This window comes from Streptomyces sp. NBC_00299, from assembly GCF_036173045.1.
Classification (GTDB): Bacteria; Actinomycetota; Actinomycetes; order Streptomycetales; family Streptomycetaceae; genus Streptomyces; species Streptomyces machairae.
The window spans coordinates 1,609,551-1,635,207 of the sequence record NZ_CP108039.1 but is presented as its reverse complement, the minus strand read 5'-3'; the positions used below and the strand labels follow the sequence as shown (position 1 = coordinate 1,635,207).

At 70.5% G+C, this 25,657-nt stretch carries 21 protein-coding genes; 10 read left to right on the top strand and 11 right to left on the bottom strand.

All coding sequences use genetic code 11. The features are described 5' to 3' along the window. Positions 1-28: 28 nt before the first annotated feature. Genes OHT51_RS07115 through tkt form a run of 7 tightly spaced genes read right to left on the bottom strand, consistent with a single transcriptional unit; the run spans position 29 to position 8,903 of the window. Positions 29-616: a histidine phosphatase family protein gene (locus OHT51_RS07115; RefSeq protein WP_328878041.1), complete on the bottom strand. Its 588-nt coding sequence runs from the start codon at positions 614-616 to the stop codon at positions 29-31. A 6-nt stretch (positions 617-622) separates the two neighbouring features. Then, complete coding sequence (gene gnd / locus OHT51_RS07110; RefSeq protein WP_328878040.1) at positions 623-1,501, bottom strand: phosphogluconate dehydrogenase (NAD(+)-dependent, decarboxylating); 879 nt, start codon at positions 1,499-1,501, stop codon at positions 623-625. A 1-nt stretch (position 1,502) separates the two neighbouring features. Then, positions 1,503-3,185: a glucose-6-phosphate isomerase gene (pgi, locus tag OHT51_RS07105; protein ID WP_328884263.1), complete on the bottom strand. Its 1,683-nt coding sequence runs from the start codon at positions 3,183-3,185 to the stop codon at positions 1,503-1,505. Positions 3,186-3,189: 4 nt separating this feature from the next. After that, a complete protein-coding gene (opcA, locus tag OHT51_RS07100; RefSeq protein WP_328878039.1) occupies positions 3,190-4,125 on the bottom strand; it encodes a glucose-6-phosphate dehydrogenase assembly protein OpcA in 936 nt (311 codons plus the stop codon). After that, on the bottom strand, positions 4,122-5,663 hold the full coding sequence (gene zwf, locus OHT51_RS07095; RefSeq protein WP_328878038.1) for a glucose-6-phosphate dehydrogenase: 1,542 nt from the start codon (positions 5,661-5,663) through the stop codon (positions 4,122-4,124). The genes opcA and zwf overlap by 4 nt, the downstream gene beginning before the upstream one ends. Beyond that, a complete protein-coding gene (gene tal / locus OHT51_RS07090; RefSeq protein ID WP_328878037.1) occupies positions 5,660-6,808 on the bottom strand; it encodes a transaldolase in 1,149 nt (382 codons plus the stop codon). The genes zwf and tal overlap by 4 nt, the downstream gene beginning before the upstream one ends. Positions 6,809-6,827: 19 nt before the next feature. Continuing rightward, on the bottom strand, positions 6,828-8,903 hold the full coding sequence (gene tkt / locus OHT51_RS07085) for a transketolase (protein WP_328878036.1): 2,076 nt from the start codon (positions 8,901-8,903) through the stop codon (positions 6,828-6,830). Positions 8,904-9,089: 186 nt separating this feature from the next. Here tkt and OHT51_RS07080 point away from each other — a divergent pair, with 186 nt between their 5' ends. Together OHT51_RS07080 and OHT51_RS07075 are read left to right on the top strand one after the other, a co-directional pair. Beyond that, the gene (locus OHT51_RS07080) at positions 9,090-9,977 is read left to right on the top strand and encodes a helix-turn-helix transcriptional regulator (protein WP_328884262.1); all 888 of its coding nucleotides are present in this window, start codon (positions 9,090-9,092) and stop codon (positions 9,975-9,977) included. A 105-nt stretch (positions 9,978-10,082) separates the two neighbouring features. Next, positions 10,083-10,370, top strand: a complete 288-nt coding sequence (locus OHT51_RS07075) for a DUF1905 domain-containing protein (protein WP_328878035.1) — start codon at positions 10,083-10,085, stop codon at positions 10,368-10,370. Positions 10,371-10,390: 20 nt separating this feature from the next. Here OHT51_RS07075 and OHT51_RS07070 read toward each other — a convergent pair whose 3' ends face one another. The 3 genes from OHT51_RS07070 to OHT51_RS07060 form a co-directional block, all read right to left on the bottom strand. Next, complete coding sequence (locus OHT51_RS07070; RefSeq protein WP_328878034.1) at positions 10,391-10,513, bottom strand: hypothetical protein; 123 nt, start codon at positions 10,511-10,513, stop codon at positions 10,391-10,393. An 87-nt stretch (positions 10,514-10,600) separates the two neighbouring features. Next, the gene (locus tag OHT51_RS07065; protein ID WP_328878033.1) at positions 10,601-11,389 is read right to left on the bottom strand and encodes an IclR family transcriptional regulator; all 789 of its coding nucleotides are present in this window, start codon (positions 11,387-11,389) and stop codon (positions 10,601-10,603) included. A 10-nt stretch (positions 11,390-11,399) separates the two neighbouring features. Then, the gene (locus OHT51_RS07060; RefSeq protein WP_328878032.1) at positions 11,400-11,939 is read right to left on the bottom strand and encodes a MarR family winged helix-turn-helix transcriptional regulator; all 540 of its coding nucleotides are present in this window, start codon (positions 11,937-11,939) and stop codon (positions 11,400-11,402) included. 145 nt (positions 11,940-12,084) lie between these two features. Between OHT51_RS07060 and OHT51_RS07055 the strand changes: the two genes are divergently transcribed. The 8 genes from OHT51_RS07055 to fxsT all read left to right on the top strand — a co-directional run bounded on the left by OHT51_RS07055 (position 12,085) and on the right by fxsT (position 24,604). Then, on the top strand, positions 12,085-13,002 hold the full coding sequence (locus OHT51_RS07055) for an SDR family NAD(P)-dependent oxidoreductase (RefSeq protein ID WP_328878031.1): 918 nt from the start codon (positions 12,085-12,087) through the stop codon (positions 13,000-13,002). A gap of 11 nt (positions 13,003-13,013) precedes the next feature. Further along, the gene (locus OHT51_RS07050) at positions 13,014-13,889 is read left to right on the top strand and encodes an amidohydrolase family protein (protein WP_328884261.1); all 876 of its coding nucleotides are present in this window, start codon (positions 13,014-13,016) and stop codon (positions 13,887-13,889) included. 10 nt (positions 13,890-13,899) lie between these two features. Further along, positions 13,900-15,414, top strand: coding sequence for an acyl-CoA synthetase (locus OHT51_RS07045; RefSeq protein ID WP_328878030.1), 1,515 nt, complete (start codon positions 13,900-13,902; stop codon positions 15,412-15,414). Then, positions 15,411-15,866: a MaoC family dehydratase gene (locus tag OHT51_RS07040; RefSeq protein ID WP_328878029.1), complete on the top strand. Its 456-nt coding sequence runs from the start codon at positions 15,411-15,413 to the stop codon at positions 15,864-15,866. Before OHT51_RS07045 ends, OHT51_RS07040 begins: the two co-directional genes overlap by 4 nt. Before the next feature lie 350 nt (positions 15,867-16,216). After that, the gene (locus tag OHT51_RS07035) at positions 16,217-18,349 is read left to right on the top strand and encodes an FxsB family cyclophane-forming radical SAM/SPASM peptide maturase (RefSeq protein ID WP_328878028.1); all 2,133 of its coding nucleotides are present in this window, start codon (positions 16,217-16,219) and stop codon (positions 18,347-18,349) included. Further along, positions 18,340-19,194 (top strand): aminoglycoside N(3)-acetyltransferase, encoded by an 855-nt coding sequence (locus OHT51_RS07030; RefSeq protein ID WP_328878027.1) that lies wholly within the window; start codon positions 18,340-18,342, stop codon positions 19,192-19,194. Before OHT51_RS07035 ends, OHT51_RS07030 begins: the two co-directional genes overlap by 10 nt. A gap of 51 nt (positions 19,195-19,245) precedes the next feature. Further along, positions 19,246-20,547 carry a TIR-like protein FxsC gene (locus OHT51_RS07025; RefSeq protein ID WP_328878026.1) on the top strand — a complete coding sequence of 434 codons (1,302 nt, stop codon included), beginning with the start codon at positions 19,246-19,248 and terminating at the stop codon, positions 20,545-20,547. Beyond that, positions 20,534-24,604 carry an FxSxx-COOH system tetratricopeptide repeat protein gene (gene fxsT, locus OHT51_RS07020; protein WP_328878025.1) on the top strand — a complete coding sequence of 1,357 codons (4,071 nt, stop codon included), beginning with the start codon at positions 20,534-20,536 and terminating at the stop codon, positions 24,602-24,604. The genes OHT51_RS07025 and fxsT overlap by 14 nt, the downstream gene beginning before the upstream one ends. Positions 24,605-24,616: 12 nt before the next feature. Here fxsT and OHT51_RS07015 read toward each other — a convergent pair whose 3' ends face one another. Next, complete coding sequence (locus tag OHT51_RS07015; RefSeq protein ID WP_328878024.1) at positions 24,617-25,510, bottom strand: alpha/beta fold hydrolase; 894 nt, start codon at positions 25,508-25,510, stop codon at positions 24,617-24,619. Positions 25,511-25,657: the final 147 nt, after the last annotated feature.

Sequence of the window (25,657 nt, the reverse complement as noted above, 5' to 3'; positions counted from 1 at the left end):
GCGGATGCGGCCCGGGTCATGCGTCGTCCTACGCCCTGATATTCCACTCCGCGATCACAGGCCGCCCGTGCTCCGTCGACAGGCGGCTCACCGTGCCCGTCGCCAGCTGGAACAGCCGTCCGTCCGCCGGCGCGAGGCCCAGTCGCCTGGCCGTGACGACACGCAGGAAGTGACCGTGCGCCACGAGGATGACATCGCCGTCCAGCAGCGCCACCTCCACCCGGGCCAGCACCCGGTCGGCCCGTGCCCCCACCTCCGCCGGTGACTCACCGGGGTGACCGTCCGGTCCGGGCGGCACGCCGTCGGTCCACAGGGACCAGTGGGGGCGGGAGCGGTGGATGTCGACCGTGGTGACGCCCTCGTAGCCGCCGTAGTCCCACTCGTGCAGATCAGGGTCCGGTACGGCCCCCGACACGCCCGCCAGTTCGGCCGTGCGCACGGCGCGCCGCCGCGGGCTGGACAGCGCCAGTGAGAAGGCCCGGCCGGTCAGCAGCGGAGCCAGGGACTTGGCCTGTTCCTCGCCGTCCTGAGTGAGGGGCAGGTCGGTGAAGCCGGTGTGCTGTCCCGACCTGCTCCACTGCGTCTCACCGTGGCGGACCAGAAAGAGATCCCCCACGGCGGGCTACTCCTTCGACTCGACGGCGTGCCCGCCGAACTGGTTGCGCAGCGCCGCGATCATCTTCATCTGCGGGGAGTCGTCCTGGCGGGACGCGAACCGCGCGAACAGCGAGGTGGTGATCGCCGGCAGCGGCACCGCGTGGTCGATGGCCGCCTCGACGGTCCAGCGGCCCTCGCCGGAGTCCTGCGCGAAGCCCTTCAGCTTCTCCAGGTGCTCGTCCTCGTCGAGGGCGTTCACCGCGAGGTCCAGCAGCCAGGACCGGATGACCGTGCCGTCCTGCCAGGAGCGGAAGACCTCCCGGACGTTGTCCACCGACTCGACCTTCTCCAGCAGCTCCCAGCCCTCGGCGTAGGCCTGCATCATGGCGTACTCGATGCCGTTGTGAACCATCTTCGCGAAGTGCCCGGCGCCCACCTTGCCCGCGTGGACGTAGCCGTACGGCCCCTCCGGCTTCAGCGCCTCGAAGATCGGCTTGAGCCGGTCGACGTACTCCTTCTCGCCGCCGACCATCAGCGCGTAGCCGTTCTTCAGACCCCACACGCCGCCGGACACGCCGGCGTCGACGAAGCCGATGCCGTGCGCGGCCAGCTCCTTGGCGTGCTGCTCGTCGTCCGTCCAGCGGGAGTTTCCCCCGTCGACCACCGTGTCGTACGGCTTGAGGAGGCTCCCCAGCTGGTCGATCACGAGCTGGGTGGGCCGGCCGGCCGGGACCATGACCCAGACCGTGCGCGGCGCGTCGAGCTGGTCGACGAGGTCGGCCAGGCTCGCGACGTCGGACAGTTCGGGGTTGGTGTCGTAGCCGACGACGGTGTGGCCGGCGTTGCGCAGACGCTCGCGCATGTTGCCGCCCATCTTGCCGAGACCAACAAGACCGATCTGCATGTCAGTTCACTTCTTCCTGGACGCCCTGCGCGTCCGATGCGTTCTTGAGCGAGCGGTACGCGGCCACGAGGGCGGCCGTGGACGGATCGAGACCGGGGACCTCGGCACCTTCGGTGAGGGCGGGCTCGACACGCTTGGCGAGGACCTTGCCCAGCTCGACACCCCACTGGTCGAAGGAGTCGATGTTCCAGACCGCGCCCTGGACGAACACCTTGTGCTCGTAGAGGGCGACCAGCTGGCCGAGGACCGACGGGGTCAGCTCGGGGGCGAGGATCGTGGTGGTGGGGTGGTTGCCGAGGAAGGTGCGGTGCGGGACCTGCTCCTCGGGCACACCCTCGGCGCGCACCTCGTCCGCGGTCTTGCCGAAGGCGAGCGCCTGCCCCTGCGCGAACAGGTTCGCCATCAACAGGTCGTGCTGCGCCTTGAGCTCGTCGCTCAGCTCGGCGACCGGCCGGGCGAAGCCGATGAAGTCCGCCGGGATCAGCCGGGTGCCCTGGTGGATCAGCTGGTAGTAGGCGTGCTGCCCGTTGGTGCCGGGCGTGCCCCAGACCACCGGCCCGGTCGTCCAGCCCACGACCTCGCCGTCCCGGTCCACCGACTTGCCGTTGGACTCCATATCCAGCTGCTGGAGATAGGCCGTGAACTTCGACAGGTAGTGCGAGTACGGCAGCACCGCATGGGACTCGGCGGCGCAGAAGTTCCCGTACCAGATGCCCAACAGACCCATGATCAATGGGGCGTTGGCCTCGGCGGGCGCGGTGCGGAAGTGCTCGTCGACGGTTTGGAAGCCGTCGAGCATCTCCCGGAAGCGGTCCGGACCGATGGCGATCATCAGGGACAGGCCGATGGCCGAGTCGTAGGAGTAGCGGCCGCCGACCCAGTCCCAGAACTCGAACATGTTGTCTGGGTCGATGCCAAAGTCCGTGACCTTCTCGGCGTTGGTCGACAGCGCGACGAAGTGCTTGGCGACCGCCTTGTCCTCGCCGCCGAGCCCGGCCAGCAGCCAGGAACGGGCCGACGTGGCGTTGGTGATCGTCTCGATCGTGGTGAACGTCTTGGACGCGACGATGAACAGCGTCTCCGCCGGGTCCAGGTCCCGCACCGCCTCATGGAGGTCCGCGCCGTCGACGTTCGACACGAACCGGAACGTCAACTCCCGTGCGGTGAACGGGCGAAGGGCGTCGTACGCCATCGCCGGACCGAGGTCGGAGCCGCCGATGCCGATGTTGACGACGTTGCGGATCCGGCGGCCGGTGTGGCCGGTCCACGCGCCGGAGCGGACGCGCTCGGCGAAGTCGCCCATCCTGTCGAGCACCGCGTGCACCTTGGGCACGATGTTCTCGCCGTCCACCTCGACCACCGCGTCCCGCGGGACTCGCAGCGCGGTGTGCAGCACCGCACGGTCCTCGGTGACGTTGATCCTCTCGCCGCGGAACATCGCGTCGCGCAGCCCGAACACGTCGGTGGCAGCGGCCAGTTCCTGGAGCAGGGCGAGTGTCTCGTCGTTGATCAGGTGCTTGGAGTAGTCGATGCGCAGATCACCGACGCGTACGACGTACCGCTCCGCGCGGGAGGGGTCAGCCGCGAACAGCTCACGCAGCCGCGGGCGCTGCAGCGCGTCCTCGCGGTGGTCCTCCAGGGCCGCCCACTCGGGGCGCTGGGTGAGACGGGGTGTGTCGGACAGCGGGTCAGACATGGTCAGGGGTCTCCTTGGTGGCCTCGCCCCGCAGGGCGACGGCGTACATCTCGTCCGCGTCGAGGCGCCTGAGCTCCTCGGCGATGAGTTCGGAGGTGGTGCGGACCTTCAGCGCGAGGGTGCGCGGCGGCTGGTCCGGCAGGGTCAGCGTGGCCAGCGGGCCCTCGGGGCGGTCGATGACGATCTCGCCGCTCTCGGTGCCCAGGCGCACGCCGGTGACGACAGGGCCGGCGGTGACGACCCGCTCGGCGGTGACGTGGAGGCGGGCCTCCAGCCAGCGGGCGAGCAGTTCGGCGGCCGGGTTGTCGGCCTCGGCCTCCACGGCCGCCGAGATGATCGGCACCCGGGCCTGGTCCAGGGCCGCGGCGAGCATGGAGCGCCACGGGGTGAGCCGGGTCCAGGCGAGGTCGGTGTCGCCGGGCGCGTAGGAGCGCGCGCGGGCCTCCAGATCGGCCTGCGGGTTCTCGGTGGTGTACAGGTCGGTGATCCGGCGCTGTGCCAGCGCCCCCAGCGGATCCTTCGCGGGGTTCTCCGGCGCCTCCACCGGCCACCACACCACGACCGGCGCGTCCGGCAGCAGCAGCGGCAGCACCACCGAGTCGGCGTGGTCGGACACTTCGCCGTACATGCGCAGCACGACCGTCTCGCCGGTGCCGGCGTCGGCGCCCACCCGGACCTCGGCGTTCAGGTGCGAGCGGGTGCGGTCGCGCGGGGTGCGGGCGTGCCGCTTGATGACCACCAGGGTGCGCGAGGGGTGCTCGTGGGAGGCCTCCTCGGCCGCCTTGATCGAGTCGTAGGCGTTCTCCTCGTCCGTGACGATGACCATCGTCAGGACCATGCCCACGGCCGGCGTGCCGATCGCGCGGCGGCCCTTCACCAGCGCCTTGTTGATCTTGCTTGCCGTGGTGTCGCTCAGGTCGATCTTCATGGCCTGCGCCAGCTCCGTCCGTCTCGTGCGAGCATCTCGTCGGCTTCCTCGGGTCCCCAGCTCCCGGACGCGTACTGCGCCGGCTTGCCGTGTGTGTCCCAGTACTCCTCGATCGGGTCGAGGATCTTCCAGGACTCTTCCACTTCCTGGTGACGGGGGAACAAATTGGCGTCACCAAGGAGGACATCCAGGATGAGCCGCTCGTAGGCCTCCGGGCTGGACTCCGTGAACGACTCGCCGTACGCGAAGTCCATCGTCACGTCCCGGATCTCCATGGACGTGCCCGGCACCTTGGAGCCGAACCGCACCGTCACGCCCTCGTCCGGCTGGACGCGGATCACGATCGCGTTCTGGCCGAGTTCCTCGGTGGCGGTCGAGTCGAACGGCGAGTGCGGCGCCCGCTGGAAGACGACCGCGATCTCGGTGACCCGCCGCCCGAGCCGCTTGCCGGTGCGCAGGTAGAACGGCACGCCCGCCCAGCGCCGGTTGTCGACGTTCAGCCTGACGGCGGCGTACGTGTCGGTCGTCGACCGCGCGTCGATGCCGTCCTCCTGGAGGTACCCGGCGACCTGCTCGCCGCCCTGCCAGCTCGCCGCGTACTGCCCGCGCACGGTGTGCCTGCCCAGGTCCGCCGGCAGCTTGACGGCCTTGAGCACCTTCAGCTTCTCGGTGAGCAGCGACCCGGCGTCGAAGGAGGCCGGCTCCTCCATCGCGGTCAGCGCCATCAGCTGGAGCAGGTGGTTCTGGATGACGTCGCGCGCCGAGCCGATGCCGTCGTAGTAGCCAGCCCGGCCGCCGATGCCGATGTCCTCGGCCATCGTGATCTGCACATGGTCGACATACGACCGGTTCCAGATCGGCTCGAACATCTGGTTGGCGAACCGCAGCGCCAGGATGTTCTGGACGGTCTCCTTGCCCAGGTAGTGGTCGATCCGGAAGACCTGTTCCGGGTCGAACACGTCGTGCACGATCGCGTTCAGCTCGCGGGCGCTCGCGAGGTCGTGGCCGAACGGCTTCTCGATGACCGCCCGCCGCCAGGACCCCTCCGGCGCGTCCGCCAGGCCGTGCTTCTTCAGCTGCTGCACGACCTTCGGGAAGAACTTCGGCGGTACGGAGAGGTAGAAGGCGTAGTTGCCGCTCGTACCGCGGGCCGTGTCCAGCTCGTCGACGGTCTGACGCAGCTGCTTGAAGGCCTCGTCGTCGTCGAAGTCACCCGGGATGAACCGCATGCCCTCGGCGAGCTGCTGCCAGACCTCCTCGCGGAACTCCGTACGGGCGTGCTCGCGCACCGAGTCGTGCACGACCTGCGCGAAGTCCTGGTCCTCCCAGTCCCGGCGGGCGAACCCGACGAGTGAGAAGCCCGGCGGCAGCATGCCGCGGTTGGCGAGGTCGTACACGGCCGGCATCAGCTTCTTGCGGGACAGATCGCCGGTCACGCCGAAGATGACGAGCCCGGACGGGCCCGCGATCCGGGGCAGGCGGCGGTCGCGCGGGTCGCGCAGGGGGTTGTCCCAGTCCCAGTCCCGGTCGGTGGTCATTCTGCGTCAGCTCCCTTGCTGCCGAGCGACTTCTGCACGGCGTCCAACAGGTCCTGCCACGCCACCTCGAACTTGGCGACGCCCTCGTCCTCCAAGCGGGTGACCACCTCGTCGTAGGAGATGCCGAGCGCCTCCACCGCGGCCAGGTCGGCACGGGCCTGTGCGTAGCCGCCGCTCACCGTGTCGCCGGTGATCACGCCGTGGTCGGCGGTGGCGTTCAGGGTGGCCTCGGGCATGGTGTTGACGGTGCCGGGCGCGACCAGATCGTCCACGTACAGGGTGTCCTTGTACGCCGGGTCCTTCACGCCGGTCGAGGCCCACAGCGGACGCTGCTTGTTGGCCCGGGCACCGCCGAGGGCGGTCCAGCGGTCACCGGAGAAGACGTGCTCGTAGGCCTCGTAGGCGAGCCGCGCGTTGGCGAGCGCCGCCCGGCCCTTGAGCGCGAGGGCCGGGTCCGTGCCGATCGTCGCCAGCCGCTTGTCGATCTCGGAGTCGACACGGGAGACGAAGAAGGACGCCACGGAGTGGATGGCGGAGAGGTCGAGGCCCTTGGCGGCAGCCTTCTCCAGACCGGCGAGGTAGGCGTCCATGACCTCGCGATAGCGCTCCAGGGAGAAGATCAGCGTGACGTTGACGCTGATGCCCTGGGCGATGACCTCGGTGATGGCGGGCAGCCCGGCCTTGGTCGCCGGGATCTTGATCATCACGTTGGGGCGGTCGACCAGCCAGGCGAGCTGCCGTGCCTCGGCGATCGTGGCCGTCGTGTCGTGGGCGAGACGCGGGTCGACCTCGATGGACACCCGGCCGTCCCGGCCCTCCGTGGCGTCGTACACGGGCCGCAGGATGTCGGCGGCGGCACGGACGTCGGCGGTCGTCATCATGCGCACGGCCTCGTCGACCGTGACGCCCCGCACCGCGAGGTCGGCGAGCTGTTCCTCGTAGCCCTCACCGGAGCCGATGGCGGCCTGGAAGATGGACGGGTTGGTGGTGACGCCCACGACGTTCTTGTTCGCGATCAGATCGGCGAGGTTGCCCGACTCGATCCGCTTGCGCGACAGGTCGTCCAGCCAGATCGAGACGCCTTCGTCGGCAAGGCGCTTGAGGGCTCCCGCGGTAGCGGTTGCTTCGGTGCTCACAGTGTTCATCTTCTTTCTGGCGGTCGGATCAACCACGCGCGGCGGCCAGCGATTCCCTGGCTGCGGCGGCGACGTTCTCGGGGGTGAAGCCGTACTCGGCGAACAGGGTCTTCGCGTCGGCGGAGGCACCGAAGTGCTCCAGGGAGACGATGCGTCCCGCGTCGCCGACGAGCCGGTACCAGGTGAGCCCGATCCCGGCCTCGACGGCGACCCGCGCCTTCACGGCCGGCGGCAGGACACTCTCGCGGTACTCACGGGGCTGCTCCTCGAACCACTCGACGGACGGCATCGAGACGACACGGGTACCGATCCCGTCGGCCTCCAACCGCTCCCGCGCGGCGACGGCGAGCTGGACCTCGGAGCCGGTGGCGACGAGGATCACCTCGGGCGTCTCGGTGGAGGACTCCTCCAGCACATAACCGCCCTTCGCCGCATCGGAGTTGGGTGCGTACGTCGGCACCCCCTGGCGGGTGAGGGCGAGCCCGTGCGGGGCCGGGCTGGTGGAGTGCCGCCTGAGGATCTCGGCCCAGGCGATGGCGGTCTCGTTGGCGTCGGCGGGGCGGACGATGTTCAGGCCCGGGATGGCGCGCAGCGATGCCAGGTGCTCGACCGGCTGGTGGGTGGGTCCGTCCTCGCCGAGGCCGATCGAGTCGTGCGTCCAGACGTACGTCACCGGCAGCTGCATCAGGGCCGACATGCGGACGGCGTTGCGCATGTAGTCCGAGAACACCAGGAAGGTGCCGCCGTAGATACGGGTGTTGCCGTGCAGCGCGATGCCGTTCATCTCCGCGGCCATCGAGAACTCGCGGATGCCGAAGTGGACCGTACGGCCGTAGGGGTCGGCCTCGGGCAGCGGGTTGCCCTTCGGCAGGAACGAACTCGTCTTGTCGATGGTCGTGTTGTTCGAGCCGGCCAGGTCGGCCGAGCCGCCCCACAGCTCGGGGACGACGGCGCCGACGGCCTGGAGCACCTTGCCGGAGGCGGCGCGGGTGGCGACCGACTTGCCCTCCTCGAAGACCGGGATCGAGGACTCCCAGCCCTCGGGCAGCTGACCGGCGACGATCCGGTCGAACAGCTGGGCGCGCTCGGGGTTGGCGGCGCGCCACGTCCCGAGCTGCTTGTCCCAGGCCGCGTGCCCCTCGGCGCCCCGGTCGAGGGCGCGCCGGGCGTGGGCGAGGACTTCCTCCGCGACCTCGAAGGACTGCCCGGGGTCGAAGCCGAGGATGCGCTTGGTGGCGGCGATCTCGTCCGCGCCCAGCGCCGAGCCGTGGGAGGCCTCGGTGTTCTGCGCGTTCGGGGCGGGCCAGGCGATGACCGTGCGCATCGCGATGATCGAGGGACGCTCGGTCTCGGCCTGCGCCGCCCTGAGCGCCGCGTACAGCGCGTGGACGTCGATGTCGCCGCCCAGCTCCGGCTCGATCCGCTGCACGTGCCAGCCGTACGCCTCGTACCGCTTCAGCACGTCCTCGGAGAAGGCGGTCGCCGTGTCGCCCTCGATGGAGATGTGGTTGTCGTCGTAGAGGAAGACCAGGTTGCCGAGCTTCTGGTGGCCGGCGAGGGAGGAGGCCTCGGCGGAGACGCCCTCCTCCAGGTCACCGTCGGAGACGATCGCCCAGATGGTGTGGTCGAACGGGGACTCGCCCTCGGGCGCCTCGGGATCGAACAGACCGCGCTCGAAGCGGGCGGCCATCGCCATGCCGACCGCGTTGGCGACACCCTGACCCAGCGGGCCGGTCGTCGTCTCGACGCCGGCCGTGTGCCCGTACTCGGGGTGACCCGGCGTCTTCGAACCCTGGGTCCGGAAGGACTTGAGGTCGTCAAGCTCCAGCTCGTACCCGGCGAGGAAGAGCTGGGTGTAGAGGGTCAGCGAGGTGTGGCCGGGGGAGAGCACGAAACGGTCCCGGCCGGTCCACTCGGGGTCGGCGGGGTCGTGACGCATCACCTTCTGAAAGATCGTGTACGCGGCCGGGGCGAGGCTCATGGCGGTGCCCGGGTGGCCGTTACCGACTCGCTGCACGGCATCCGCCGCCAAAAGACGGGCGGTGTCGACGGCACGCCGGTCGAGTTCGGTCCATTCGAAGCTGTCCGGTGTCTGCGTGCTCATCTTCAAAAAGTCCTCGATCGGAGCGAAGTGGCTGGTCCAACGCCTTCAAAACTAAAAGTCTGACTTTTACGAGGGAAGGTCGAGGTGTGTCAGGCTGTGGTGAAAGTGGGACACCGCGACGGGTACGGCGCACGGCTGAGCGAGGGGCCCGCACGGCTGAGACAGCACGAGACGGACATGGCGGGCATGGTGGACACAGGGGTTCAAGGCGGCGACGCGATACGGACGTTTCCGTTCCCCGTCGATCTGAGCGTCCTCGGCGTCGGCATGCAGGTCGGCCCCATGGGCACCGGCCGCACCTGGCACGCCGCCGACGCACCGCTGGAGCGGGTGCACCGCATCGACTTCCACGTCGTGATGCTGTTCGACGAGGGCCCCGTACACCACATGATCGACTTCGCCGAGTACGAGGCGCAGGCCGGCGATCTGCTGTGGATCCGCCCCGGGCAGGTCCACCGCTTCTCGACGGCCGGCGCCTACCGCGGCACCGTCCTGACCATGCAGCCGGGCTTCCTGCCCCGCGCCACGGTCGAGGCCACCGGCCTGTACCGCTACGACCTTCCGCCTCTGCTCCACCCCGACGAGGCCCAGCTCACCGGCCTCCGTTCGGCCCTCGCCCAACTCCAGCGCGAGTACGAGGACACGACGACCCTCCCCCTGAGCCTGCACACGTCGGTCCTGCGGCACTCGCTCACGGCGTTCCTCCTGCGCCTGGCACACCTCGCCGCGAGCTCGGCGGAGGCCGCGCGCCGACAGGCCGACACGACGTTCACGCTCTTCCGGGACGCGGTGGAGCGGGGCTTCGCCACCAACCACAGCGTCAGCGCCTACGCCGACCAGCTCGGGTACTCCCGCCGCACCCTCGTCCGCGCGGTCCGCGCCGCCACCGGGGAGACGCCCAAGGGCTTCATCGACAAGCGCGTGGTCCTGGAGGCGAAGCGGCTTCTGGCCCACACGGACATGCCGATCGGGCGGATCGGGGCGGCCGTCGGTTTTCCGGACGCCGCGAACTTCTCCAAGTTCTTCCATCAGCACACGGAGCTGACGCCGGCGGCGTTTCGGGCAGACCTGTGACGCTCCGCCGGTTCCTGCCAGAGAACCCTTCCGTCACAGTCGAGTTCACCCTTTGAATGCGGGAATGGCCGTCCTCGGCCGCTCAAGAGGAGAGGGACTGACTCCGTGGAACTCGTCTTCACCGGCCGGGTCATCGAATGGCGCGGCCCGGCGCCGTACTACTTCCTGAGGGTGCCGGACGAGGAATCCGCTGACATCCGCGAGGTGGCCGCGATGGCCACGTACGGCTGGGGCGTCATCCCGGTCGAGGCCCGGATCGGCGAGGTCGCCTTCGAGACGTCCCTCTTCCCCAAGGACGGCGGCTATCTGCTGCCGCTCAGGAACGCGGTACGCAAGCCGCAGGGGATCGGGGCCGGTGACGAGGTGAGCGTGGAGATGACCGTCCGCCTGTAGTGCCGGGGCTGCGGTGTGACTCAGGCGTTCGTCGGCAGGGACGGCTCGGGTGCCGGGGGGTGCTCCCTCGCCTCGCGCATCCGGGCCAGGATGAACAGCTCGTGGTCCATGGAGAGTCGAGCGACCTCACGCCTCGTACTCACCGGCGAGAGGGATATCCGCCGCCCCGCCCCGCGACCTCTACGCCCCCCTCGCCCCGCGACCCCTACGCCCCCCTCGCCCCGCGGCCGCTACGCCCCCGTCTCGGGCTGCCACCCCAACGCCCGCGAGATCCCCCGCGCCGCCAGCCGTACCGCCGGCACCAGTATCGGAACCTGTGCGTCGGCCTGGGGCACGACCACGGACACGGCTGCGGCGATCGTGCCGCCCGGGCCGCGGATCGGTGCGGCGACCGACAGGGCGTCGTCGGTGACCTGGCGGCTGCTCACGGCCACCCCGGTGCGGCGCACGTCGGCCAGCATGCGGCGCAGCCGGGCGGGGTCGGTGATGGTGTACGGCGTGAAGGAGGTGAGCGGCCCGGCGAGGTACTCGTCCTGGAACTCCGGCTCGCTGTGCGCGAGCAGCGCGAGGCCGACCCCGGTGGCGTGCAGCGGCCAGCGGGCCCCGACGCGAATGTGGACGCCGACCGCGGAGCGTCCCGACAGCCACTCGATGTAGACGACCTCGGGCCCGTCCTGGACCGCCAACTGCACGTTCTCGTGCGTGGCTTCGTACAGGTCCTCCAAGTACGGCAGCGCGATCTGCCGCAGTGCCGGGCCGCGCGGCGCGAGTGCCGCGAGCTCCCACAGCCGCAGACCGACGTGGTAGAGACCGGATTCGTCCCGCTCCAGGGCGCCCCACTCGCTGAGCGCGGTCACGAGCCGGTGCGCGGTGGTCAGGCTCAGCCCGGCCCGTCGGCTGATGTCCGTCAGACACAGCGCCGGATGCTCGAGGTCGAAGGCCCCGAGCACGGACAGCAGGCGGTCGGGCGCGGAACGCGTCCCCTTGACCGAGAAGGACGGTACGGCGTCGGCGGTCATCGGCAATTCGTCACCCCAGTCCTGACTCGCTGACCCTCTGCAGCAACGCGTGCAGCTGCTCACGCTCGGCGGGGTCGAGGGGCTGGACCAGCTCGTTGGTGACGCGCTGCCCGGCCTCGTCGGTGTCGCGCAGGAACGCCCGGCCGCCTTCGGTCAGCACGATGATCCGGCTGCGGCGGTCGTCGGGGGAAGGGCGCCGCTCGGCGAAGCCCAGCTTCTCCAGGTCGTCGACCAGGCCGACGATCGCGCTCGGGTCGTAGCCGAGCGACGCGCTCAGCTCGCGCTGGAGCGCCCCCGGCGTGGTGGCGAGGAACCGCAGGACCGCGTAGTGGCGCAGGCGCAGGCCCGACTCCTGGAGGAAGGAGTTGAAGAGCTGACCGGAGCGCAGGCCGAGGCGGTACAGCAGATAGCCCGTGTCGGCGTGCAGTCCGCGCATCCAGGGCTCGTCGGCGTCGATCGGTGCGGGGTTCGTGGTCGGCCGGCTGGCGATGGCGGGCTCCCTGGTCGAGGCCCCGGGTGAGGGGGCGGGCGTACGTACAGCCCCCAGCATGACGCAAGGATGAGTCGCCAACAACTATTGACGTCGACAACTATTGTTCTTACCTTCGATCTCGCACTGCTTTCGACATGCCTTCGACCTCGAAGTCGCACCCCACTCGCACCCCACCCGAACCTCCATCCGGAAGGAACCGCCCGTGCCCAGCATCGATCTCACCGGCAAGGCCGCCGTCGTCACCGGCAGCGGCCGGGGCCTCGGCCTCGCCTACGCCCACGCCCTGGCCGCCCACGGCGCCTCCGTGGTCGTCAACGACGTCGACGAGGCCGTGGCCGAGGCGGCCGTGAAGTCCATCACCGAGGCCGGCGGCACCGCCGTCGCCGAGGTCGTCCCGGTCGGCACGACCGAGGCGGCCCAGCGGCTGGTGAACCGTGCCGTCGAGGAGTTCGGGCGGCTCGACGTCCTGGTGACCAACGCGGGCATCCTGCGCGACAAGGTCCTGTGGAAGATGACCGACGACGACTTCGACGCGGTGGTCACCACCCACCTCAAGGGCACCTTCACCTGCGCCCGCGCCGCCGCCGTCCGCATGCGCGAGCAGGGCGAGGGCGGCACCCTGATCCTGGTCGGTTCCCCGGCCGGGCAGCGCGGCAACTTCGGGCAGACGAACTACGCCGCTGCCAAGGCAGGCATCGCCGCCATGGCCCGCACCTGGTCGATGGAGCTGGGCCGCGCGAACATCACCGTCAACGCGATCGTGCCGGTCGCCGCGACCGCCATGACCGAGACCATCCCCGCCTTCTCCCCGTACATCGAGGCGATGCGGAACGGCGAGCCGTTCCCCGACTTCCTGCGCAAGGGCGAGGGCTTCGGCACCCCCGAGGACTGCGCCGCCCTCGTCCCGTTCCTCGCCTCCGAGGCCGCCCGCGGCATCACGGGCCAGGCCATCGGCATCGGCGGGGACAAGGTGGCACTCTGGTCGCATCCGCAGGAGATCGCCGCGGCGTACGCGGACGGCGGCTGGACCCCTGACACCCTGGCCGACGTCTGGCCCGGCTCGGTCGGCGCCGAACTCCAGTCGGTCGGCATTCCGGCGCCCAAGTTCCCGGAGGCGTGATGGCCCCCTCCATGAATCCCGACGAGCTGGTCGCGATCGACGTCCACACCCATGCGGAGGTCTCCTCCAAGGGCCACTCCTCCCTGGACGACGACCTGCACGACGCCTCCTCGGCCTACTTCAAGGTCGAGGGCAAGCGGAAGCCGACCCTGGAGGAGACGGCCGCCTACTACCGCGAGCGGAAGATGGCCGCCGTGATCTTCACGGTCGACGCAGAGTCCGCGACGGGCACGCCGCCCGTCCCGAACGAGGAGGTCGCCGAGGCGGCCGCGGCCAACGCCGACGTCCTCATCCCCTTCGCGTCCATCGACCCCTTCCGTGGCAAGGCGGGCGTCAAGCAGGCCCGCCGCCTGGTCGAGGAGTACGGGGTGAAGGGCTTCAAGTTCCACCCGAGCATCCAGGGCTTCTTCCCCAACGACCGCTCGGTGGTGTACGACCTCTACGAGGTGATCGAGGAGACCGGCACGATCGCCCTCTTCCACACCGGCCAGACGGGCATCGGCGCCGGAGTGCCCGGCGGGGGCGGCATCCGCCTCAAGTACTCCAACCCCCTCCACGTGGACGACGTGGCGGCCGACTTCCCCCACCTGAAGATCATCCTCGCCCACCCGTCCTTCCCCTGGCAGGACGAGGCCCTCGCGGTGGCCACCCACAAGCCGGGCGTGCACATCGACCTGTCCGGCTGGTCGCCGAAGTACTTCCCGCCGCAGCTGGTGCAGTACGCCAACACACTGCTGAAGGACAAGGTCCTCTTCGGCTCCGACTTCCCCGTCCTCACCCCCGACCGCTGGCTCGCCGACTTCGAGAAGCTGTCGATCAAGGACGAGGTCAAGCCGAGGATCCTCAAGGAGAACGCCGCCCGGCTGCTCGGGCTGACGAAACCGTAAGGGGCGTGACATGCGCAACGAGGGACTGGGGTCATGGCCCGCACGCCGGGCCCGCAAGACCCCGCACCGCACCGCCCTGATCCACGGCGGGACGTCCACGGACTACCGCACCCTGCACACGCGCACGACCCGCCTCGCCCACGCGCTGCGCGACCGCGGCATCCGCCGCGGCGACCGCATCGCCTACCTCGGCCCGAACCACCCCTCCTATCTGGAGACCCTGTTCGCGGCGGGCACGCTGGGCGCGGTCTTCGTCCCCCTCAACACCCGCCTGGCAGGCCCCGAGATCGCGTACCAGCTCGCCGACTCCGGCGCCAAGGCCCTGGTCTACGGCCCGTCGCACACCGGTCTGGTCGCAGGACTCCCGGGCAGCACCGACGTCCGCACCTACGTCGAACTGGGCCCCGAATACGAGGAGGCGCTCGCGTCGGCGTCCGAGGAACCGATCGACGCGCCCGTCACCCCCGACGACACCTGCATCATCATGTACACCTCGGGGACCACCGGCCGCCCCAAGGGCGCGATGCTCACCCACGGCAACATCACCTGGAACGCGCTCAACGTCCTCGTCGACACCGACCTGATCGCCGACGAACGCGCCCTGGTCTGTGCCCCGTTGTTCCACACGGCGGGCCTGAACATGCTGACCCTGCCCGTGCTCCTCAAGGGCGGCACCTGCGTCCTGGTCGAGGCCTTCGACCCGGACACCACCTTCGACCTGATCGAACGGCACCGCATCACCTTCATGTTCGGCGTGCCGACCATGTTCGACCAGGTGGCCAGGCACCCGCGCTGGCCCGACGCGGACCTGTCGTCCCTGCGCATCCTGACCTGCGGCGGCTCCCCCGTGCCGACGCCGCTCATCGCCGCGTACCAGGAACGCGGCCTGGCCTTCCTCCAGGGCTACGGCATGACGGAGGCCGCGCCCGGAACCCTGTTCCTGGACGCCGAGCACGCGGTCACGAAGGCCGGTTCGGCGGGCGTGCCGCACTTCTTCAGCGACGTACGCGTCGTTGGGCCGGACCTCGCCCCCGTCGACGTCGGCGAGACCGGCGAGGTCGTGGTCCGCGGGCCCCATGTCATGCCCGGCTACTGGGGGTTGCCGGAGGAGACGGCCGCCTCCTTCGCGGACGGCTGGTTCCGCAGCGGGGACGCGGCCCGCACCGACGAGGACGGCTACGTCTTCATCGTCGACCGCATCAAGGACATGATCATCTCCGGCGGCGAGAACATCTACCCCGCCGAGATCGAGGACCTGCTCCTCGCCCACCCCGACATCGTCGAGTGCGCGGTGATCGGGGTGCCGGACGACAAGTGGGGCGAGGTACCGCGCGCGGTCGTCGTGCCCCGCGAGGGCGCCACCGTCGACCCCGACGAGGTACTGGCCTCCCTGTCCGGCCGGCTCGCCAAGTACAAGATCCCGAAGTCGGTGGTCCTCGCGGCCGAACTCCCGCGCACCGCCTCCGGAAAGCTCCTCAAGTCCCGTGTCCGTACCCGGTACGGCAAGAGTGAAGGAACCGCATGACCCTCACCGTGAACGGCCTCGACGAACTGAAGAAGCTGGCCGGCAGCGACCTCGGCACCAGCGAGTGGATCGAGATCACCCAGGACCGCGTCAACACCTTCGCCGACGCCACGGGCGACCACCAGTGGATTCACGTCGACCCGGAGAGGGCGGCGGAGGGGCCTTTCGGCGCGCCCATCGCGCACGGATATCTGACGCTCTCCCTCTTCATCCCTTTGTTCACCGAGCTGTTGGACGTGCAGGGGGCGACGACGAAGGTCAACTACGGCCTGAACAAGGTGCGTTTCCCGTCTCCGGTGAAAGTCGGGTCGCGGATCCGACTCGTCGGTAAGCTGGCGGAGGTGCAGGAGGTACCGGGCGGTGTACAGATCGCCGTGGACGGCACGATAGAGATCGAGGGCGGGACCAAGCCGGCGGCGGTACTGACGAGTCTGTCCCGGTTCTACAGCTGAGGTGTTTCGTTACCCCGAAGCGGTACCGATATCCCCCAGTCGGGTGCATAGTTTGGTCATCAGCGGGGTACTGGCGACCCCGCGGCTGTAACGTGCTGCCAGAGTGACCACTCACTCACCCACAATCCCCTCCTGATCAGGGAATACCGTGACCGTTCCAACCAGAGCCACTGCCGGTACCAAGGCTCGTCCCTCGGCTGCCGAAGCTCACACCACCGCGCTGGGTCTCGACGCTCCGCACGACCCGAAGAGCGTCCGAGGCGTACGTCGCGCTCGCTCGTCCGAGCAGACGCGCAGGGGGGGAACGGTTACCTTCCAGTCGTCCATCTGAGGACACCGCATACTCCGTCATGACCGGTCCGACCGTCCCGCTGCGGCAGCTCGTGCTGAAAGTGCACAGCAGATGCGATCTCGCCTGCCGGCACTGCTACATCTACGAGCACGCCGACCAGAGCTGGAGTTCGCGACCCAGGGTGATCTCACAGGAAACGATCTCCTGGACCGCCCTTCGGCTGGCGGAGCATGCCAAGAAACACCAGCTCGCCTCCGTGCAGGTCATCCTGCACGGAGGCGAGCCGCTGCTTGCAGGGCCCGCACGCTTACGGGCCGTCTGTGAGGCGCTGACCACCGCACTGCACGGCATCTGCGCCCTCGATCTGCGCATCCACACCAACGCCGTTCAGCTGGGCGAGCGCCACCTCGACCTCTTCGCCGAGTACGGCGTCCGGGTCGGTGTCTCCCTCGACGGCGACCGAGCCGCAAACGACCGCCACCGGCTCTTCGCCAACGGCCGCAGCAGCCACGACAAGGTCCTCCGCGCGCTCGCCCTGCTCGACCAGGACCGCTACCGCCACCTCTACGCGGGCATCCTGTGCACCATCGACGTGCGCAACGACCCCGTCGCCGTCTACGACGCCCTGGCCGCACTGCGCCCCCCGCGCATCGACTTCCTCCTGCCGCACGCCACCTGGGACGAACCTCCCCTGCGCCCCACCGGCACCGACACCCCGTACGCCGACTGGCTCCTCGCCATCCACGACCGCTGGAGCGAGCAGGGGCGTCCGATGCCGGTGCGGCTGTTCGACTCGGTCGTCAGCACCCTCGGCGGTGGCCCCAGCCTGACCGAGGCGATGGGACTGGAGGCCGCCGACGTCGTCGTGGTCGAGACCGACGGCACCTACGAGCAGGCGGACTCGCTGAAGACCGCGTACGACGGGGCACCGGTCACCGGCAAGGACGTCTACCGGCACACCCTCGACGAGGTGGCCGGCCATCCCGGCATCGCCGCCCGGCAGCACGGCCTCGACGACCTGAGCGACCAGTGCCGCGCCTGCCCCGTGGTGCGCTCCTGCGGCGGCGGGCTGTTCGCCCATCGCTACCGGTCCGACGGCACCGGATTCGGCAACCCGTCCGTCTTCTGCGCGGACCTGAAGGAGCTGATCCTCTCCATCGACGCCCGCACCGGCGCGAGCGCGACCCGCCCGATCGAAAGCCTCGACGCCCTGGCCGACGGCAGCGACGAGGGCGCCGGCGTACGGGAGTTGGCCCAGGTGCGGCAGGATGTCACCCGCGGGCTGCTGACCGCCGTGCATCAGGAGGTCGGGTCGCGGGCGGGCGAGCTGTGGGCCCGGTCCTGGCAGCTCGCCCTCGACCTGGGGCGGCGCGACGGCGCTCTGCTGGAGCCGCTCCTGTCCCACCCGTACACCCGCACCTGGGCCGTGCGCTGCCTCGACGAGGCCACCTCGCCCGACCACCTGGCCTCACTCGTGGCCGCCGTGGCGCTGCCCGCCCGGGCGGTCGAGCAGGTGAAGGTGCCGGTGCGTGACGGCTTCGCCCATCTTCCCGGGCTCGGCAGTGTGCGCACCCAACTCGGCGCGGAGTGGGTCGAGTTGACGGGGCAGCGCCTCGCCGGTCCGGACTGGGAGCCGCTGCCTCGGGTCCGGGCCGACGGGCTCGACGCAGCCCTGGACGACGTCGATCCCCATCGCGATTGCTACGGCACCCCGGCCGGTGGGCGGCTGACGGACGCGGAGACCGAGCTCTGGCGTCATGTGCTGCCGCAGGCCTGGGCGTTGATCCGCAAGGCCGTGCCGGCCGTCGCCGCCGGCATGGCCGAGGGCGTCCGCTTGATCACTCCGCTCGCCGCCCCGCCGGATCCCGAACACTTCGTGCCCGGCGGAGGGTTCAGCGCGCTGGGTGTCCATCTCGACCCGGACCCGGAGCGCGTCGCCGTGGACCTGGTCCGTGGATTCCGGCTCGGTCTGCTCGACGCGCTGCTCGACGCGTGCGACCTGTACGACGAGTCCGACGCCCGCACCGGCGCGCTGCTCGCCGACACCTACGCCCGCGCCGCGACCGACGCCCTGTGCCCGGACGCCGAGGGGGCGCGTCGTACGCACGTGCAGTGGGCGGAGCTCACGGCCGCCCCATCGCTGACCGGGCTCGGCCGGCGGTTCGTCGACGGCATCGGGCGGTGCCTGTGAACGCCAACGACGGCGCCGGCGGTCAGATCGCCGAGGACCTCGCGGTACTGGGCGTGGAGCACGGGGCCACCCTGCTGGTCCACGCCTCCCTGCGCCGGGTCGAGGCCGGACCGGGCGCCGTCCTGGCCGCACTGCGTACCGTCCTCGGCCCCGAGGGCACGCTCGTCGTGCCGACGTTCACCGCAGGCAACTCCGACACCTCACCGGCGTACCGGGACCGCACCCGGAACATGACGACCGATCAAATCCGGGCACTGCGAAGCCGGATGCCACCCTTCGATCCCGACGGGACGCCCTCCGAGGGCATGGGGCGGCTGGCCGAGGCCGTGCGGTGCGCCGAGGGGCGGGTGCGCAGCGCGCATCCGCAGACCTCCTTCGCCGCCGTGGGCGCGCGGGCCGGAGACCTGCTGGCCGTGCACGACGAGAACTGTCACCTGGGCGAACGCTCACCGCTGGGCCGGTTGTACGCCGCCGGTGCCCAAGTGCTGCTGCTGGGCGTCGGCTTCGAGGTGTGCAGCGCCTTCCACCTCGGCGAGTACCGGGTCCCCGAGCCGCCCCGGCGGACCTATCGCTGCGTGGTCCGGCGCGACGGGGGACACCGCTGGATCGAATACGAGGACATCGACCTGGACGACAGCGACTTCGGTGCGCTGGGTGCCGACTTCGAAAAAGCGGACGCGGCCCGGCCCGACCCGGTCGTGCGCGGCGGTCGGGTCGGGGCCGCCCACGCCCGGCTGTTCCCGCTCGGCGCGGCGGTGGACTTCGCCACCGTCTGGCTGGCCGGAAAACGATCCCACCACGTTTTCACAGACCCGTCACAAATCGCTGCGAGGTTCCTACACTGAGTGTCCACCCCCGCCGGGCGGGGGGAACGGGGGACGGGATCGGGGGATCGCGTGGAGCCGACGGAACATCTGGGGGATGCCACCGCCCCCTATTTCTTTCTCAGTTACGCCCGCATGCCACAGGACGGCTCCGGTTCGGTCAACCCGGATCTGTGGGTCCACCGTCTCTTCCAGGAACTGTGCGAGCACATCAAGCACATGACGGCCCACCCGGGCGCGCCGGGATTCATGGACGGGTCGATTCGGACCGGGCAGATCTGGAGCAGCGAACTCGGCGACTCACTGGCCCGCTGCCGGGTGTTCGTGCCGCTCTACTCGCCGCGATACTTCATCAGTTCGTGGTGCGGCAAGGAGTGGGCGGCCTTCAGCAGCCGCCCGGCGCGCCACGTCGACGCCGAGCAACCCGGTGATCCCAGCGGGGTGGTGCCCGCCCTGTGGTCGCCCGTGCCCGACCGCCGGCTCCCCGAATCCGTCAGGGAAGTGCAGTACATCCACCCCGAACTCGGCCAGCGTTACCGCACGTTGGGGCTCTACGGGCTGGCCAAGCTGAGAGCCTTCCGCAGCGACTACGAGAAAGCGGTCCTGCATCTGGCCCGGCGGATCGTCGACGTGGGCGACAGCGTCGTCGTCGAGCACGGCGACCGCGCCGGGCTGAGCACGGCACCCGACGCCTTCGCGGCCGCCCCCACGAAGACCTCGACCACCGGGCGCACCCTGCGCATCAGCGTGGCCGCGGCTTCCCTGAACCGGCTTCCCGAAGGCCGCACGCCCGACTACTACGGCCCCTCGGCCGTCGACTGGAACCCCTACCACCCGGCGTCCGGCCGGCCCCTCGCCCGGATCGCCGCCGACATCGCCGAGAGCCTCGAATTCCGTCCCGACGTCCGCGAGTTCGACCACACCGCGGGTCCCGCCGAAGGGCCGGAGGTCGTGCTCCTCGACCGCTGGGTGCTGCGCGATCCCGAACACCGGTCCGCCCTGGGCGAGTTCGACAGCAGTGATCTGCCGCCGACCGGCCTGGTGGTGCCGTGGAACGAGAACGACCCCGACAGCGACGAGGCCGAGTACGAACTCGCCGCCCAGGCCGAGGCCACCCTGCCGCGCCGCATCCGGCTGGGCCGGCAGGCGTGCAGACCCGCGGTCCGGGGCGTGCCGGACCACAAGACCTTCGACCAGGTCCTCCCCGACGTCGTGCAGTGGGCGGAGGGCGAGTACCGCAAGCGGGCCCAGCCCCGGCCACCGGCCGGACAGGGCACCGAGCGATTCCGGCTGTGCGGGAAGGACAGCCAGGACAGCCGACCCCAGGGACACCGCCGGAACGCCGAGGAGGAAGACCGCGATGAGCAGCCTTGACGAACAGGACGGCCGGGCCGGCCGCATCGTCACGTTCTATTCGTACAAGGGCGGCACCGGCCGGACCATGGCCCTCGCCAACACGGCATGGATCCTGGCCGCCAACGGCAAACGCGTCCTCGCCGTCGACTGGGACCTCGAGGCACCTGGTCTGCACCGCTTCTTCCACCCGTTCCTCGACCCGGCCACCATCGGCGCCACCACCGGCGTCATCGACATGCTCAAGGAGTACGCCTGGGCGGCCACCGGCGACGGCGACGACGACACCGACGAGCGGCCGCCGGACTGGCATCTGGACTACGCCCGCATCCAGCGCCACGCCGTCTCCCTGGACTGGCCCTTCGCCGAGCCCGGCACCCTGGACCTGGTGTCCGCGGGGCGGCAGGACCGCGACTACTCGGCGCTCGTGAGCACCTTCGACTGGGACCACTTCTACGACGACCTCGGCGGCGGACTCTTCTTCGACGCGCTGCGCGAGGACATGCGCCACAACTACGACTACGTCCTCGTCGACAGCCGCACCGGACTGTCCGACATCGCCGACGTCTGCACCGCCCACCTGCCCGACACCCTGGTCGACTGTTTCACCCTCAGCGACCAGAGCATCGACGGCGCCGCGGCGGTCGCCCACGACATCCGCGACCGGTATCGCCGTCGCCGTATCCGCATCCTGCCCGTGCCCATGCGCATCGACGAGGGCGAGAAGGAGAAAGCGGACGCCGGGCGCGCCTTTGCCCGCGCCAAGTTCGACGGGTTCCCCACCGGCATGGCCGAGGAGGAACTCACCGGCTACTGGGGGTCGGTGGAGGTTCCCTACCGTCCCTACTACGCCTACGAGGAGACGCTGGCCACGTTCGGCGACGAGGCCGGCAACGCCACGTCCCTGCTGGCCGCCTTCGAGCGGCTCACCGGCGTGATCAGCGATCAGGCCGTCATAGCTCTGCCGCGGATGGCCGAGGAGGTGCGCGAGGCCGTCGCGTCGAAGTTCGCCCGCCCCCGGCTCGCGCTCCCGGCCGACCTGCACCTCAGCTATGTGTCCGAGGACCGCATGTGGGCCGACTGGATCGCCACCCAGTTGTCCAGGGCCGGCTTCAAGGTGTCGCGCAGATATGTCGGCTGCGAGGGAGACGGCGCGGAGAAGCCCGCCGACCGCACCGTCTTCGTCCTCTCCCCGGCGTTCCAGCGCTCCGCGCGGGCCCGCCAGGTGTGGGACGCGGCCGCCGGCGGCGATCTCTCGGGCCGCCGGCAGGTGGTCGCCGTGCGGGTCGGCGACCTGCGCCCGGCGCCCACGTTCAGCGAGCGGCCCTCGGTCGACCTGGTGCGCACCAGCGAGCGGAACGCGGCCTCCGCGCTGCTGCGGGCCCTCGGCAAGCCGCCGCTGCCCGCCGAGCTGACCGACGAGTCGGCGTTCCGGGACGCCCGGTTCCCGGACACGGTGCCCAAGTTCTGGAACGTCTCGCCGCGCAACTCCTCCTTCACCGGCCGCAGCGCACTGCTGGAGAGGCTCCGCGACGGGCTCGGCAGCAGCAATTCGGGCGCCTCCCCGGCGCCGTACGCCCTCTACGGGCTGGGCGGCGTCGGCAAGACGCAGATCGCGCTGGAGTACGTGCACCGCTTCGCCGCCGACTACGACCTGGTGTGGTGGATCCCCTCCGAGCAGAACGAGCTCGTGGTGTCCTCCCTCACCGAACTCGCCCGCCGGCTGGGGCTGCGGATCGGCGACGACGCCGCCCAGGCCGCCCAGGAGGTCTGCGACCATCTGCGGCAGTCGTCCGCGACGCTGCGCTGGCTGCTGGTGTTCGACAACGCCGACGAGCCGCAGGAGGTGAGCAAACACTTCCCCGGCGGTGCCGGCCATGTGCTGGTCACCTCCCGCAACCAGACCTGGTTGCAGTTCGGCGAGGCCCTGGAGATCGACCCGTTCCTGCGCGAGGAGAGCATCGAGCATCTGCTGCGCCGGGCCGCCGACCTCAGCACGGAGGACGCCGACCGGGTCGCCGCCGCCGTGGGCGACCTGCCCCTCGCCCTCGACCAGGCCGGCGCCTGGCTGGCCGAGACCGGCACGCCCGTCGACACCTACCTCACCGAACTGGAGCACCAGGCGGAGCGGGTGCTCTCGCTCAGCCAGCCCGCGAACTACCCCGAACCGGTCGGCGCCACCTGGAACGTCTCCATCGACCGTCTGAAGGAACGTTCCCCGGCGGCGGTGCGCCTGCTCCAGCTGTGCGCCTTCTTCGCCGCCGAACCCATCTCGATGGAGCTGCTCTACGGCGACGAGATGACGAGCGTCCTGGCCGAGCTGGACCCGTCGCTCCAGGAGAGGATGGTCCTCGGCCGGGTGATCCGGGAGATAGGCCGCTTCGCCCTCGCCAAGGTGGACCGGGCCACCGAGTCGATCCAGGTGCACCGGCTGGTGCAGGCGGTGATCCGCTCCCAGCTCACGCCCCGGGAGCAGGAGGACGCCCAGCACGTCGTGCACCGCATCCTGGCAGGTGCCCGCCCGTCGGGCGAGGAGCCGATCGACGACCCGAAGAACCAGCCCATCTTCGCCGCGATCTGGCCGCACCTGGAGGCCTCCGAGGCCAGCACCTGCGACGAGCCGAAGACCCGGCAGCTGCTCATCGACCGCGTCCGCTACCTGTGGAAGCGCGGCGACCTGAACGCCGCGCTGTCCTTCGCCCATGGCCTGCGGCAGCTCTGGGAACGCCAGTTGACGGTCAGCCGCGGCAGGATCGCCGACCTGGAGAAGCGGGAGCCGGCCGGGCCGACACCGGCGCCGCAGCCGGCCGGCTTACGGGACCCGCGGGCCCCGCGCACCCTCGCCGAGGAACGGCGTTACGCGACGGAACTCCGGACCCAGCTGCTGCACCTGCGGTTCCACATCGCGAACGTGCTGCGCTCGCTCGGCAAGTACGTGGAGGCGGAGGAGCTGGGCTCCGACACCCTCGCCCAGCAGCGCGCCCTGCTGACGCCCGGCCATCCGCACATCCTGATGACGGCCAGCGGCCTCGCCACCGACCTGGGCAGCATCGGCCGGTTCGAGGACGCCCTGGAGCTGGCGAAGGAGGCCTACATTGGCTTCAAGGAGAACTTCGGCGAGGATCACCCGCGCACCCTCAGCGCCAACAACAACCGCGCCGTGTGCCTGAGACTGCTCGGCCACTACACCAAGGCCCGTGACGTCGACCAGGAGATCTACGACCTGCGGCGCAACGACCTCGGTGCCGCGCATCCGCACACCCTGATCAGCATCACCAACCTGGGCCGCGACCTGCGCGAGACCGGCGAGTACGAGCCGTCCATCTCCCTGCTGAGCAGCAGCTACGAGTCGTACAAGGGCCTGTTCGGCGAGACCTACCCGGAGACCCTGCGCAATGCGAAGAGCCTCGCGGTGTCGCTGCGCAAGGCGGGCCGGGTGGACGAGGCGCGGGCGCTCACCCAGCAGACCCGCGAGCACTACCGGCTGCGGGACACACCCGCGTCCACCCCCGACGTGCTGGACTGCACCCTGAACTACGCGACCGACCTGTACGCCACTGGCGCGCGCGAGGAAGCTCTGGCGCTGGCGCAGGACATCGTGCGGCAGTACCGCACGGCGCCCGGCGAGCGGCATCCGGCGACACTCGCCGCCGTCAACAACCTCGGGATCTTCCTGCGCGGTTCCGGCGAGGCGAACAGGGCGCGGACGCTGCTGGAGAAGAACCTCGACACCCTGAAGGAGGCGCTCGGCGAGCGTCACCCGTACACGCTCGCCTGTGCCGTCAACCTCGCCAATGTGCTGGCGGAGCTGAACGAGCTGCGCCAGGCGGAGGACCTGGAGCGGATGGCGGTCGCGGGTTTCCAGCCCACCCTCGGCCACGAGCACCCGGACACCATCGTCTCGCGCGCCAACCTGGGCGTGACCCTGCGCGCGCTGGGCCGCATCCCCGAGTCCGACCAGCTCCAGGAGAGCACCCACGCCGAGTTCGTACGGCTGCTCGGCGAGAACCATCCGCACACGGTGAGCGTCCGCGAGGGCAAGCGCATCCACCGGGACCTGGAGCCGCCGGCCGTGTGACCGGTAGGGGACTCAAGCGGGCTCGGCCGTCAGCCGCGAGCGTCCGCCCAGCAGCCAGGTGAAGACGTCGGGCAGCACCCGCAGCGACGCGAAGTGCGCCTCCTCGGGCTGCAGGACGGCCCGGCCGCCCGGAATGCGCTCGGCCAGCCAGCGGGTGTGGCTGGCCGGCGAGAACCCGTCCCGTTCGCCGTGCCACAGCAGGACGGGTACGGAGATGTCCGCAAGGGAGAAGCCCCATGGGCTGCAGAACGACAGGGCGTCGTCCACCCAGCCGTCGGCGGACACGCTGAGCGCCTCCCGGTAGTTGCGCAGCAGCATCGCGCGGATCCCCGCGTCCGAGACGACCCGCAGATCGGACTCGGTCAGCTCCCAGCGCAGTTGCGCCAGCAGCTTGCGAGGGTCCGACCGGATGTCGACGGACCGCTTTCGCAGGCTGTCCTCCAGCTGGTCGGGCCCGTCCAGCGCCTTGGTGTACTCGTTGACGTTGGATGCCGTCATGCCCGCGAACCAGTCCAGCCCGTCGGCGTCCCGCGGGGCGAGACTGACCAGGACGGCGGCCCGGGTCACCCGGTCCGGCAGCAGTGCGGCGCAGGCGAGGGCGTGCGGGCCGCCGCCGGAGCGGCCGACCACGGCGAAGCGCTCGATGCCGAGGGCGTCCGCGATGGCGGCGACGTCGGCGGAGACATGGGCGACCCGGCGCCCGGAGAGCCGGTCGGAGGGGCCGTAGCCGGGGCGGTCGTACGTGATGAGCCGGACTCGCTGGTGGTAGATCAGCATCGGCCGGGGCGCGGGGCCGAGCCGGCTGCCGGGCGTGCCGTGCAGCAGGAACACCGGAGAGCCGCCGGGATCTCCACTGATCTCGACGGCTAATCGGCGTCCGTCCCCCGTGAACACGTCTTTGAGCATGCGCGGCCCCCTCTCGAAGCCCCCGCCCGCTGCGGCATGCTGTGTGGCCGTGCAACGGCCATTCCCCATCGTGCCCCAGATCATCCCGGTGTGCGGGTGTTTCCGGCTGCCGGCAGGTCAATGGCCGAGAGGTGTCGCGTACTTGTC